Origin of the sequence: Falsiroseomonas frigidaquae, assembly GCF_012163145.1 — a bacterium.
Lineage (GTDB): Bacteria > Pseudomonadota > Alphaproteobacteria > Acetobacterales > Acetobacteraceae > Falsiroseomonas > Falsiroseomonas frigidaquae.
Genome location: NZ_JAAVTX010000005.1, coordinates 343,306 through 355,107, shown reverse-complemented (window position 1 = coordinate 355,107; position 11,802 = coordinate 343,306). Strand labels below are relative to the sequence as shown.

Annotated in this window: 10 protein-coding genes; 6 read left to right on the top strand and 4 right to left on the bottom strand. The window is 69.2% G+C overall.

From position 1 onward, the window contains the following. Positions 1 to 3 precede the first annotated feature (3 nt). Both HB662_RS17975 and HB662_RS17970 read right to left on the bottom strand, forming a co-directional pair. Complete coding sequence (locus tag HB662_RS17975) at positions 4 to 1,677, bottom strand: M28 family peptidase (RefSeq protein ID WP_168051199.1); 1,674 nt, start codon at positions 1,675 to 1,677, stop codon at positions 4 to 6. 14 nt (positions 1,678 to 1,691) lie between these two features. After that, entirely contained in the window at positions 1,692 to 3,098 is a 1,407-nt protein-coding gene (locus HB662_RS17970; protein WP_168051197.1) for a M20/M25/M40 family metallo-hydrolase, read from the bottom strand. Positions 3,099 to 3,223: 125 nt separating this feature from the next. Here HB662_RS17970 and HB662_RS17965 point away from each other — a divergent pair, with 125 nt between their 5' ends. Both HB662_RS17965 and HB662_RS17960 read left to right on the top strand, forming a co-directional pair. Beyond that, positions 3,224 to 4,552, top strand: coding sequence for an MmgE/PrpD family protein (locus tag HB662_RS17965; protein WP_168051195.1), 1,329 nt, complete (start codon positions 3,224 to 3,226; stop codon positions 4,550 to 4,552). Further along, positions 4,549 to 5,664 carry a M20 family metallopeptidase gene (locus tag HB662_RS17960; protein WP_168051193.1) on the top strand — a complete coding sequence of 372 codons (1,116 nt, stop codon included), beginning with the start codon at positions 4,549 to 4,551 and terminating at the stop codon, positions 5,662 to 5,664. Before HB662_RS17965 ends, HB662_RS17960 begins: the two co-directional genes overlap by 4 nt. On the opposite strand, the gene HB662_RS17955 is transcribed toward HB662_RS17960, so the two are convergent. Next, positions 5,661 to 7,091: an NAD(P)-binding domain-containing protein gene (locus HB662_RS17955; RefSeq protein ID WP_209443351.1), complete on the bottom strand. Its 1,431-nt coding sequence runs from the start codon at positions 7,089 to 7,091 to the stop codon at positions 5,661 to 5,663. The genes HB662_RS17960 and HB662_RS17955 overlap by 4 nt on opposite strands. Positions 7,092 to 7,304: 213 nt before the next feature. Here HB662_RS17955 and HB662_RS17950 point away from each other — a divergent pair, with 213 nt between their 5' ends. The 4 genes from HB662_RS17950 to HB662_RS17935 are packed head-to-tail and all read left to right on the top strand — an operon-like array spanning position 7,305 to position 11,109. After that, positions 7,305 to 8,240 carry a fatty acid desaturase gene (locus HB662_RS17950; protein ID WP_168051191.1) on the top strand — a complete coding sequence of 312 codons (936 nt, stop codon included), beginning with the start codon at positions 7,305 to 7,307 and terminating at the stop codon, positions 8,238 to 8,240. A 21-nt stretch (positions 8,241 to 8,261) separates the two neighbouring features. Beyond that, a complete protein-coding gene (locus HB662_RS17945; RefSeq protein ID WP_168051190.1) occupies positions 8,262 to 9,305 on the top strand; it encodes a TRAP transporter substrate-binding protein in 1,044 nt (347 codons plus the stop codon). Next, on the top strand, positions 9,302 to 9,796 hold the full coding sequence (locus HB662_RS17940) for a TRAP transporter small permease subunit (RefSeq protein ID WP_168051189.1): 495 nt from the start codon (positions 9,302 to 9,304) through the stop codon (positions 9,794 to 9,796). The genes HB662_RS17945 and HB662_RS17940 overlap by 4 nt, the downstream gene beginning before the upstream one ends. After that, positions 9,793 to 11,109 (top strand): TRAP transporter large permease, encoded by a 1,317-nt coding sequence (locus tag HB662_RS17935; protein WP_168051188.1) that lies wholly within the window; start codon positions 9,793 to 9,795, stop codon positions 11,107 to 11,109. The genes HB662_RS17940 and HB662_RS17935 overlap by 4 nt, the downstream gene beginning before the upstream one ends. Here HB662_RS17935 and urtE read toward each other — a convergent pair whose 3' ends face one another. Further along, the gene (gene urtE, locus HB662_RS17930; RefSeq protein WP_168051187.1) at positions 11,110 to 11,802 is read right to left on the bottom strand and encodes an urea ABC transporter ATP-binding subunit UrtE; all 693 of its coding nucleotides are present in this window, start codon (positions 11,800 to 11,802) and stop codon (positions 11,110 to 11,112) included.

The window sequence follows — 11,802 nt, the reverse complement described above, 5'->3', positions numbered from 1 at the left end:
CCTTCAGTTCAGCGCCGCGTCGGCGGCATTGATGGCGGCCTGTGCCTCACGCAGCGCATGGGCAAGGCGATTTCGGGCTCGTTGCGCGTCCACCGCGGCGAACTTCGCGGCGTCACTGCCTGCTTCCGTCGCCGCCAGGTCCCGCACCGGCTGCAGCGTAGCCCAGGCGGGCAGGGGCAGTGCGGCGGCATGGCCGAAGCGGTTACCCGGCGTGTAGTCCACCGGCACCAGCGCGCGGGATGCACGCATCAATGCGGCACTCGCAGCCGCCGCATCCTTCGCGCTGCGGCCCGGGAGGCCCGCGGCGCTGTCGCGCAGCCGGGTCGCGGCTGCCACAAGCCCGCCGAGATCAAAGCGCCCATCCAGCTTCTGCGCCAGCGGCGCCAACTCCTTCAGCAGCGCCTCCGCGGTCGCCGCGTGGTCCAGCGGCACCACCGGCTCCGCCAGCAGCTTCCACAGCACCTGCGTCAGCACGCGGGTGTCGCGCACCAGATTGCCCTCGTCGATCTTGTCCAGCAGGTCATGCGGCGTGTGCCACCACCAGCCGAGCGCATTGCGCGCCTGCTCGTGCTTCGCAGGCTGTTCGCTGATGGAGCCGAGCATGGACGGAATGCCGATGCCGACGAAGCTCTCGTCGCTGTTCCGCGCCTTGCGCTTTCCCTTGTAGGTCTGGTTGGTCTGCGCCTGCACCGCCTCCGCCGCCAGGTGCCGCAGCTCCGTCATCGCCGCCGCATTCTCCAGCACCGTGGCGCCGATACCGCCCAGGCTGTCCACATTCACATGCGCGGCGCAGCGCCGGTCCAGCTCATCCCAATGCGTATCGGCATACCAGGCGGAGCTGGAGTAGCGGCCATGCGAATGGCCGGACCAGAAGCACACGCGCAGGCCGCGCTGCCACTTCGCCTGCTGCTGAGCGCAGAGCCGCGCCGCCTCCATCATCCCGGCATTGGCCGAGCCATTGTCCATCACGCCGTAATACCAGGTGTCCTGGTGGCCGGACATCATGACGAAGGGCGCGTCCTCCGCACCGATTTCCGCGACCAGGATCGGCGTCTTGCGCCAGCCGGTATCCACCTCCGCCTCCAGCGTCACCACGGGCTGGCCGCCGCCGGCCAGCGCATCGCGGATCGCGCCACCATCGGCGTTGTTCACGCTGCAGACGATGGTCGTCGGCAGCCCGTCCAGCGTGCTGGTGCCGGGGCTGCCCCAGACCGGCGAGATGCACATCTCGTGGATATGCTCATGGTGGCTGATATGGAGCTGCCCGGCGGCGCCGGCGCGGGAGGCACGCTGTGCCACGGCGGGGGTCGCCATGCCCTCGCACAGCACGATCCGCCCGGCCAGACTGCGCCCGGCGAAATCCGCATCCGTGCCATGGCCGAGATAGACCGGCACGCCGGAGATCCTGCCGGGGCAGGAGAAGGATTGCGTGATGCAGCCGATCGACTTGCCATCCACCAGCACGCTCGCCTTGCCGGGCAGGCTGATATAGGCGTCGTGCAGCAGAAGCTGGGTGCGGAAGCCGTAGTCCCGCATGCGGGTCTCGAGGAAGCGGATGGATTCCAGTTCATCCTTCTCGCCGCTCAGCTTCATCCAGCGCGCGATCTCGCGCAGGTTCGCCATCATCTCCGGGCCGCTGACGGAATCGGTCAGGCTGCCGGGCACTGCGTCGGTCATGCGCGTCGTCTCCTTCAGCGGCGCGAGGGCACCTGGCCCTCGCCAATGTCCCACCAGATGCCGGCCATCAGGCCCAGTCCCTCGCGCAGCAGCGGCGCCAAGGCGTGTTCATCGGGGCCGTGCTGGTTGCAGCCGGCATAGCTGTTCGGAATCCAGATCACCGGCGTGCCCAACTCCTCCAGGAACATGTCGGAGGGGTTGGAACCGGAGGAATTTGGGATGATGTTCGGTGCCCGGTTGGTGGTGCGCCGCATCGATCCCGCGACCATCGCCACCCAGGGGTCGTCCGGATCGGTGCGGGAGGCGCCGAACATGTCGCGCTCCATCATCGGCACGATCTCGACTTCCGGAAATCCCCTGGCGTCGAGGTGACGCCGCAGCGCTGGGATGAAATCCGCACCGGGAATGTCCGCCGTGTGCCGCACCTGTAGCCGCGCGCGCGCCTCGCCCTGCACCGCATTGGTCGGCGCATCCGGGTGGCCGGTGACCTGCGCCAGCACGATCACGCTGGTCCAGCCGAAGATCTTCTCGGCTTTCGTCAGCCCCGGCTCGCCCCAGCCGGGATCGCCTTCGGGCAGGCCAGGAATATCCTCGAAGACCAGGTCGCCGATCGCGCGCTTGACGGAGGCAGGCATGGCGGCGGGCGTCCAGCCCTCGACCAGGATGCGGCCGTTGCGGTCCACGATGCTCGCCATCGCATGCGCGAGAACAAAACCCGGATCGGTCAGCACGCCGCCCCAATGGCCGGAATGATGCGCGTGGTCGCGCAGCCGCACCACCATGTCGAAGGCCACGCCGCCACGCGCGCCCAGCTTCATCTCCGGCATGAAGGTGGTCTGGCGCGGCCCGTCCAGCCCGATGAACACATCGGCCGCCAGTCGGTCGCGTTCCGCCCGCAGCAGGTCGCGCAGGCCGGGGGAGCCCTGTTCCTCCCCGGTCTCCACCAGCACCTTGGCATTGAAGCCGAGCCTGCCGCCGCGTTCCGCCATGACGGCGCGCAGCGCCTCGATGGCGATCAGGTGCTGGCCCTTGTTGTCCACCGTGCCGCGCCCGTACCATTTGTCGCCGCGTTGCGTGACCTGCCAGGGGTCGATGCCGTCGCTCCACTTCGGCGCGAGGCCGCGCACCACGTCGCCATGGCCGTAGACCAGCACGGTCGGCAGCGCCGGATCCTCGATGCGCGTCGCCAGGAACACCGGGCCGCGGCCGCTGCGCGGGTTCTCCAGCACCGTCTGTTCGAAGGGCATGTCGCGCATCAGCCCGGGCATCGTCTCGGTGCAGTAGCGCGTCAGCGCCGGCAGGCTGTCCGGCAGCTGGCTCTCCGTCGGCACCGCCACCAGCTTCCGCAGCGCGTCGAGATATGCGCCTTCATCAAAGCAGCGTTCCGCGCGCGCGATCGCTCCAGCCCGAGTGCCCGCCATGCCCAGTCCCTTCCCGCAATGCGGGCAAAGCTTCGCACGGCTTTGCCGGCCGCGTGAAGACGTGCGGGGCTTGCACCCCTCCGGCTTCGGCGCGACGCTTGCCGGGTCAGCAGGGGCCTGCAGGGATGGCGGCGACGCAGCGCATCGCGCAATGGATCGTGGATCTGCCGCGCGCCCGCACGGCGGCGGTGGCGCCGCTCGCCACCGCGGGGCTGCGCGATGCCATCGGCGTGATGCTGGCCGGATCGGTGGAGGAGACGCCACGCCGTACCGCCGCCGCCGTCGCGCGCTGGGGCAGCGGAACCTCGCGCATCGTGGGCACGGGGCAGGCGCTCGCTGCGCCCTGGGCGGCGCTGGTCAATGGTGCGGCGGCGCATGTGCTGGATTACGACGACACCTTCAACCCGCTCGCCGGCCACGCTACCGCCGTGCTGGTGCCCGCCATCCTGGCGCTGGGCGAGGAGCGCGGCGCCGATGGCCCGGCACTGCTGGATGCGCTGGTCGTAGGGCTGGAGGTGATGGCCTGCATCGGCCGCGGCGTGAATCCACGCCATTATGCAGCCGGCTGGCACGCCACCTCCACCATTGGCGCGATCGGTGCGGCCGGCGCCTGCGCGCGGCTGCTGCGGCTGGATGCGACGCAGGCCAGGGATGCGCTGAGCCTCGCCACCAGCATGGCGAGCGGCAGCCGCATGCAACTCGGCGCCATGGCGAAATCCCTTCATGCCGGCCTCGCGGCGAAATCCGGCGTGCTAGCCGCAAGCCTGGCGGAGCAGGGTGTCAGTGGCGCGGCGGAGGCGCTGGAAGGCACCTGGCGCTTCGCCCGGATGTTCGCCGGCGCGGATGCGCCGGTGGGTGCCATGGACCCGCCGGCAGGCCGTGAGGCACTGGCCATCGCGGCAGTGGGCATCAGTTACAAGGCCTATCCAACCTGTGCCGCGACGCATCTTTCGCTGGATGCGCTGCTGGCGCTCCGCGTGCCGCCGGAGCGAATCGCGCGCATCGAAACGTCGCTGCCCGCCGTGCTCGCCGGGAACCTGGTGCATGGAGACCCCCGCAGCGGCATGGAAGCGCGGTTCAGCATGCAATATTGCCTCGCCACCGCGGCCCTGCAGGGCCAGGTGACGCTGGCGGATTTCGAGGGCGAAGCCATCCACAGCCCCGCGATTCGCGCGCTGATGCCACGCATCACCATGCATGCGCTGCCGGATGCCGAGCCGCGCCCGCCGACCAGCGTGACCGTGCACCTTACCGACGGCACGCGCCGCACCGAGACGCGCAGCATTCGGCGCGGCGCCGCGGAGAACCCGATGAGCGAGGACGAGCACCTGCGGAAGTTCAACGACTGCGCTTCCCACGTGCTCGATCCGCGCGAGGCGGAAATGGCCCTTGCGGCGATCGCGCAGCCGGCCGATGCCTCGACCCTGATGTCCAGATTGGTGCCCGCCGCATGAGTTTCACCACCGACGCCCTGCTCGCCGCCATCCGCCCCTGGGTGGAGCATGAGACCCCTACCGATGCGCCCGCCGCCGTCTCCGCCCTGATGGCGAAGGTGGAGGCGGAGGCGCGGGAGGCCGGGGCGCGGACCGAGATCATCCCTGGCCGCGACGGCCTGGGCGACCATCTGCTGCTGCGCTCGCCCTGGGGCGGTGATGCGCCGGGCATCCTGGTGCTGTCGCATCTGGATACCGTGCACCCGATGGGCATGCTGGCGCGGATGCCGTTCCGGGTGGAGGGCGACAAGGCCTATGGCCCCGGCATCTACGACATGAAGGCCGGTGCGCGCCTGGCCTTCGAGGCATTCCTGACTTTCCTGCGCGCCAGCACGCCGACGCCGCTGCCCATCACCTATCTTTTCAACTCGGATGAGGAGGTCGGCAGCCCCACCAGCCGCGACCTGATCCGCAGCCTGGGCGCGAAGGCGAGATACGTGCTGGTGACGGAGCCGGCGCGGGAGGGCGGCAAGATCGTCACTGCCCGCAAGGGGGCCGCCCGCTTCGACCTCGTGGTGACAGGCCGCGCCGCCCATTCCGGCAGCCGCCACCAGGATGGCCGTTCCGCGATCGGGGAGCTGGCGCACCAGATCATCGCGCTGCATGCCATGACCGACTACGATCGCGGCGTCACTGTGAATGTCGGCACCATCGCCGGTGGCACGCGGGCGAATGTGGTGGCGGAGGAAGCCCGCGCCGCCATCGACATGCGGCTGCCGACGCCGGACATCGCGGCGGAGATGCTGGCGAAGGTGCAGGCGCTGCAACCGCACGGGCCGGATGTGACGCTGACCATCACCGGTGGGCTGAACCGCCCGCCCTATGAGAAGACGCCCGGGATCGCCGCGCTGTTCGACCACGCCCGGAAGCTGGCCGCCGAGATCGGCTTCGATCTGCAGGACCTCAAGACCGGCGGCGGCAGCGACGGCAATTTCTGCGCCGACCTGGCGCCGGTGCTCGATGGCCTCGGCGCCGACGGCAAGGGCGGGCACACGGATTTCGAGCAGATCTACCTCGACAGCCTGGTCCCGCGCGCGGAGCTGCTGCGCCGGCTGATGGAGACGCTGCGCTAATCCGCGGCGATGCGGGTGGGGTCGATCTCCACCTGCGCCACGTCATAGGCACGCAGTGAATCGTAGAATCGCGGCAGGTCGCTGGCGAAAAGGCCGCGCGTGATGCCCGCCGCCAGCCGCGGCACGGCGATGCCCATGGCATTGATGGAGGCACCGGCCGGGCCGAAGGACATGGTGGTGCCGATGCCGAACAGGTGGATGTCGCGCATCCAGGGCGTGTCGCCCAGGACGCGTTCCTGGAAGCTGTAGTCATCGGCGAGATAGGGGAATGCGCCGAGCCGCGGGTTCGCTTCCTCCGCCGGTGGCGTGTAGCGGTCCGACCAGCGGGCGATGTTGTGGGCGCAGCCGGCGAGTTCCGGCACCAGTGCAGGGTCCATCCGCACGCCGGTGCCGCAGATCAGGAAATCCGCGGTGAAGTCGCCGCGCGAGGTGGCGACCACCGCCTGGCAATCCTGCACCCGCGCATCGCTCCAGGGGCGGCCGACATGCATGGTGAAGTTCGGGAAGGCCAGGACGCGCGCATAGGTGTCGGGCGGGAAGCCTTCCCGCAGCCCCAGCACATGCGCCATGAAGCGCCAGCGCCATTCATCGGGCATTTCGTGGATGTGGCGCATGAAGCCGGCGAAGGTCAGCCAGCGATAGGGCTGCACCACCATCGGCTCCGCCCGCCGGCAGAACAGATGCACCTCGGCCGCGCCGGCCTCCAGCGCCATCGCCGCATTGTCGAAGGCGGAGGCCCCGGCGCCGAGCACCGCCACCACCTTGCCGCGCAACGCACCGAAATCGATGGCATCCGCGCTATGTGCCCGCAGATGCGCGGGCAGGGCGCGGATGAAATCGGGCATCCACCAGATGCCGGCACCTTCCTGCCCCGTCGCCAGCACCACCTTGCGCGCCAGCATCGGGCCCGCGCTGGTCTCGACGCGCAGGCAGGGCAGGCCGTCATCGGTGCGCGCCGGGCCGATGCGGCCGGCCTCCACCCCGTTGCGGACCGGCACGCCGACCACGCGGCGCAACCACAGCAGGTAGTCGTTCCAGAATTCCTTCGGGATGTAGCGCAGCGTCTCCCAGGATGCGGTGCCGAACTGCGCCTCGTGCCAGGCCTGGTAGGTGAGGGAGGGCACGCCGAGATCGGGGCCGCTCTGGTCCTTCCAGGACCGCAGATTGTGCATCCGCGCATAGGTGGTCCACGGCCCCTCGCGGCCATGGGGGGCGCGGTCCAGCACCAGCAGGTTGCGCACCTTGTCGCGCATCAGCGCGAAGGCCGCGACCACGCCGCATTGTCCGCCGCCGACCACCAGCACATCCAGCACCGGCGCGCCGCCGCAGGTCTTCGGCTGCAGCCAGTCCATGCGGGGATGCGCGATCAGGTCCAGGTCGCGCCGGACATCGGCTTCGAGCTCCGTGAGGCTGCGAGCGGCGGGCAAGGCAGGCGTCTCCGATCTGCGGCACGTCAACAGGATGGGCGCATTCCGCGACGCCGCCAGCCCCGGAACGCCGCCTGAAATCGTATGCAACAGCCTTTTGCCGCGTATACCGGCAACGCCTGCCGCGGTGCCGCGCAGGCCCGATGCCAAGGGCGCAAACGAAGCCGGCAAACGCGCTTGCAAGGCGCCGGTAATTATTGCCACGCTGCACACATGCAGGAGAAGACCCTTCCCCGAGCCGCCGCCCTCGCGCCCTCACCGATCTGGTGGCGGCGGTGGGAGTTGCCGACCTGGGGCGTTATGGTCGCGATCTATGCGTGCTGGCTCGCCCTGGTCTGGTTTCACGCCAGCATCCCCTGGCCGCTGCAGATGCTGGGCGGCGCCTATGTGCTCGCCTGGCATTTCTCCCTGCAGCATGAGGCGATCCATGGATGGCGCAGCATTCCACGCTGGCTGCGCACGGCGCTGGTCTGGCCGCCGATCGGTGGCTGGTTTCCCTTCGAGCTCTACAAGCGCAGCCACACCGCGCATCACCGCAACACGGTGCTGACCTATCCCGGCGAGGACACGGAAAGCGTCTATCACCGCCAGACGGACTGGTCCGGCTATTCGCGCCCCTGGCGCGCCGTGCTGCTGTTCAACCAGACGCTGCTCGGGCGCCTGACCATCGGGCCGTTGCTGCGGCTGCGGAAGCTGGTGCTGGTCGAGGCCGCGAAGCTGCGCGCGGGGGACTTCCGCGACGTGCCGATCTGGCTCGGCTTCTTCGCGGGGCTCGCCGTGGTGCTGTGGTTCGTCGCCGCCGTCGCGGGCATGCCGATCTGGCACTACTACTTGGTCTTCGTGCTGCCGGGCCTCAGCCTCGGCCTGCTGCGCGCCTTCATCGAGCATCGCTGGGGACCGACGCCTGGCGAACGCACGGCGAGCGTGGAGTCCAACTGGGTCTTCGGCCTGCTGTTCCTGTGGAACAACCTGCATATCGTGCATCACCTGTATCCGCAGATGGCCTGGTTCGAGATTCCCGGCTTCTGGCGCCGGCACCGGGAACGCCTGCTGGCGCATAACGGCCACTACGTCTTCCGGGGCTATTTCGACATCGCGCGCCGCTGGCTGCTGAAGCCGGTCTTCGTGCCCGCGCATCCCGCACGCTGAAAAAAGATTAGGACAGGGACCATGATGATGAAGCGACGTCACCTGCTGGGCGCCGGCCTCACCCTCGCCGCGCCGGCCACGCTGCGCGCACAGGGGGCGCCGCAATTCACCTTTCGGCTGCACAGCTTCTCCTCTCCCACCGCGCTGGACCACACGCTGCACCTGGACCCCTGGGCGGAGAAGGTGGCGAAGGAATCGAACGGGCGCATCAAGATCGATGTCTTCCCGGCCATGCAGCTCGGCGGCCAGCCGCGCGACCTGGTGCAGCAGCTCGAGGACGGGGTGGTCGATATCATCTGGACCGTGCCCGGCTTTACCCCCGGTCGCTTCATGGGGACGGAGGGGCTGGAACTGCCCTTCATGAACACCGGCCTGTCCGCCACTGAGAGTCCGGCGGCGATGGAGTTCATCGGCAAGCACCTGGCGGATACCGAATACCGCAGCATCAAGATCATCGCCGTGCATTCCACGGACCGCGCGCTGGTGCATACCTCCCGCAAGCCGATCCGCACGATGGAGGACTTTCGGGGCCTGAAGCTGCGCGTCGCCGGCCGTTTCATCGGGGAGGCCGTCACGGCGCTCGGTGGCACGCCTGTCGGCATTCCGTTGGGCGGCGTCTATGAGGCGACGGCGCGCAACCAGGTGGACGGCTTCCTGATCAACTGGGCCATCACCCAGCCCTTCCGGCTGTATGAGGTGGCAAAATTCCACAGCGAGCCGGCGGGCGTCGGCCTGTTCCAGGGCATGATCCTGACCCTGATGAACGGCCGCAGCTACAACCGCCTGCCGCCCGACCTGAAGGCGGTGATCGACGCCAATTCCGGCCCCGCCTTGGCCGCCGATCGCGGCAGGATCTGGGACACGCAGACCAAGCCCGCGGTGGATGCGGCGATCGCGGCCGGCAACGAGATCATCTCGATCAGCCCGGAGGAGAAGGCGCGCTGGCGCACCGCCGTGCAGCCCGCCTACGACGCCTGGATCGCCGAGATGACGCGCCGGGGCCGCGATGGCCGCGCGATGTTCGCGGACCTGCAGGCCATCACCGCGAAGCACGGCCGCGCGTGAGCCTCGCGGCGCTGCGGGGCGCGCTGACGCGCCTCGCGGTCGGCTGTGCGCTGGTGAGCGGCATGCTGTTGCTCGCGGCGGTCGCGGTCACCACCGCCTCCGTGCTGCGCGGCGCCTTCGGGCGGCCGATCCTGGGTGACAGCGAGATCGTGGAGATGCTGCTCGGCGTCGCCGTGGTGCTGTGCATGCCGCTCTGTGAGATGAAGGGTGCGCATGTGGTGGTGGATTTCTTCACCCAGAAGCTGCCGCCGCGCGGCCTGGCCGTGCTGGATGCGGTGATGCGGGTGGTGGTGGCGGTGGTAGTGGCCGTGCTGGCCTGGCGGCTGGCCATTGGCGGCTACAACATGTGGGACCGCGAGAGGGATACGATGTTCCTGCAACTGCCCTTCTGGTGGGGCTATGCCGCAGCGGCGCTGGGCATGACGGCGTGGAGCCTCTGCGCCGCCTTCGTCGCGGCCGAAAGCCTCATCCGGCCGCGCCACCCCGCATGAGCAATTTCACCATCGGGCTGCTGATGTTCGGCGGCGCGCTGCTGCTGATCGGGCTGCGCATGCCGGTCGGCATCGCCATGCTGCTGGTGGGCGGGCTGGGCTATGCCGAGATGTCCGGCTGGGACCGGCTGTTCGCCACGCTGAACACGCTGACTTTCAGCCGCTTCTCCTCCTACATCCTGTCGGTCATTCCGCTGTTCCTGCTGATGGGCGATTTCGCCACCAAGGGCGGCATGAATCGCGCGCTGTTCCGTTGCGCGCGGGCCTGGATGGGGCATTGGCGCGGCGGGCTGGCGGTGGCCAGCATCGGCGGCTGCGCGGCCTTCGGTGCGATCTGCGGAAGCTCGCTCGCCACCGCCGCCACCATGTCGCAGGTGGCGCTGCCGGAGATGCGGCGGCACGGCTATTCGCCGGCACTCGCCACCGGCACGCTGGCGGCCGGTGGCACGCTGGGCATCCTCATCCCACCGAGCGTCATCCTGGTGATCTACGCGATCTACACGGAGATGAGCATCGGCGCGCTGTTCGTCGCCGCCGTCATCCCGGGCATCCTGGCGACCGCGGGCTACATGCTGGTGGTGAACCTCTACAGCCGCCTGGTGCCCGGCGCCGCGCCGCCGGCGGAGCGCATGCCGCTGCGCGAGCGCCTGCGCGCCACGGCGGAGGTCTGGCCGGTGATGCTGGTCTTCATCACGGTCGTGACCGGCATCTATGGCGGCTGGTTCAGCGCGACGGAGGGCGCGGCCATCGGCGCCGCCGCGACGGGGCTGCTGGCGGTGGCGCTGGGCGGCATGCGCTGGCAGGGGTTGAAGGAAAGCCTGCTGTCCACCGCGGAGACGACCGGCCTGATCTTCCTGGTGCTGCTGGGGGCGGAGTTGTTCAGCGCGGCGCTGGCCCTTTCGCATCTGCCCTCGGAACTGTCCGCCATGGTGGCCGCCTTGCCGGTGCCGCCGCTGGCGATCCTGGCGCTGATCCTGGTGGTCTACTTCATCCTCGGCTGCTTCATGGAAAGCATGGCGATGGTGCTGCTGACGCTGCCCATCTTCATCCCGCTGATGCTCGGCCTAGATTTCGGCATGGACCGCACGCAGGTGCTGGTCTGGTTCGGGATATTGGTGCTGATGAGCGTGGAGGTGGGGATGATCTCGCCACCCTTCGGGCTCAACCTCTTCGTCATCAACGCCATGGCGAAGGACATCCCCATGGGCGAGACCTATCGCGGTGTGCTGCCCTTCTGCCTGTCCGACCTGGCGCGCATCATCATCCTGGTGCTGTTCCCGGCGCTGTCGCTGTGGCTGCCGGGGATGTGGTAGTCAGACGGTCAGCAGTTTCCGCACCGCGGCTTCGTCCAGCGTGCCGGCGGTGCCGGCCAGCGCCACCTCGCCGCGCACCATCACGGCGATGGAATCGGCCAGTTCGCGGGCGAAGTCGTAGTATTGCTCAACCAGGATCACGGCCATGCCGCGATCCTTCGCCAGATGGCGGATGACGCGGGCGATGTCCTTGATGACGGAAGGCTGGATGCCCTCCGTCGGCTCATCGAGGATCAGCAGCCGCGGCCGGGCACAGAGCGCGCGGCCGATCGCCAATTGCTGCTGCTGGCCACCCGAAAGATCGCCGCCGCGCCGGCGCAGGAACTGCCGCAGGATCGGGAACAGGTCGAAGATTTCCGCATCCACCCCCGAACCGCGCGGCGCCGCGGCCAGCGCGGTCTCCAGGTTTTCCTGCACCGTCAGGAAGGGAAAGATCTCCCTTCCCTGCGGCACATAGCCAATGCCGGCGCGAGCGCGTTCCGCCGGCGCCAGCCGCGTCACGTCCCGGCCTTCCCAGGTGATGGTACCGGCGCGCACCCGCTCCAGCCCCATGATGGCCCGCAGCAGGGAGGATTTGCCGACGCCGTTGCGCCCCAGCACCGCCGTCACCTTCCCAGGCTCCGCCTGCAGCGAGACGCCGCGCAGGCACAGGCTTGCGCCGTAGGACAGGTCGACGGCCGCGACATTCAGCAT

Coding starts and splice junctions, on each gene's coding strand:
- HB662_RS17975 (WP_168051199.1), bottom strand. CDS start 1,677: ATGACCGACGCAGTGCCCGGCAGCCTGACCGATTCCGTCAGCGGCCCG.
- HB662_RS17970 (WP_168051197.1), bottom strand. CDS start 3,098: ATGGCGGGCACTCGGGCTGGAGCGATCGCGCGCGCGGAACGCTGCTTT.
- HB662_RS17965 (WP_168051195.1), top strand. CDS start 3,224: ATGGCGGCGACGCAGCGCATCGCGCAATGGATCGTGGATCTGCCGCGC.
- HB662_RS17960 (WP_168051193.1), top strand. CDS start 4,549: ATGAGTTTCACCACCGACGCCCTGCTCGCCGCCATCCGCCCCTGGGTG.
- HB662_RS17950 (WP_168051191.1), top strand. CDS start 7,305: ATGCAGGAGAAGACCCTTCCCCGAGCCGCCGCCCTCGCGCCCTCACCG.
- HB662_RS17945 (WP_168051190.1), top strand. CDS start 8,262: ATGATGATGAAGCGACGTCACCTGCTGGGCGCCGGCCTCACCCTCGCC.
- HB662_RS17935 (WP_168051188.1), top strand. CDS start 9,793: ATGAGCAATTTCACCATCGGGCTGCTGATGTTCGGCGGCGCGCTGCTG.
- urtE (WP_168051187.1), bottom strand. CDS start 11,802: ATGCTGAATGTCGCGGCCGTCGACCTGTCCTACGGCGCAAGCCTGTGC.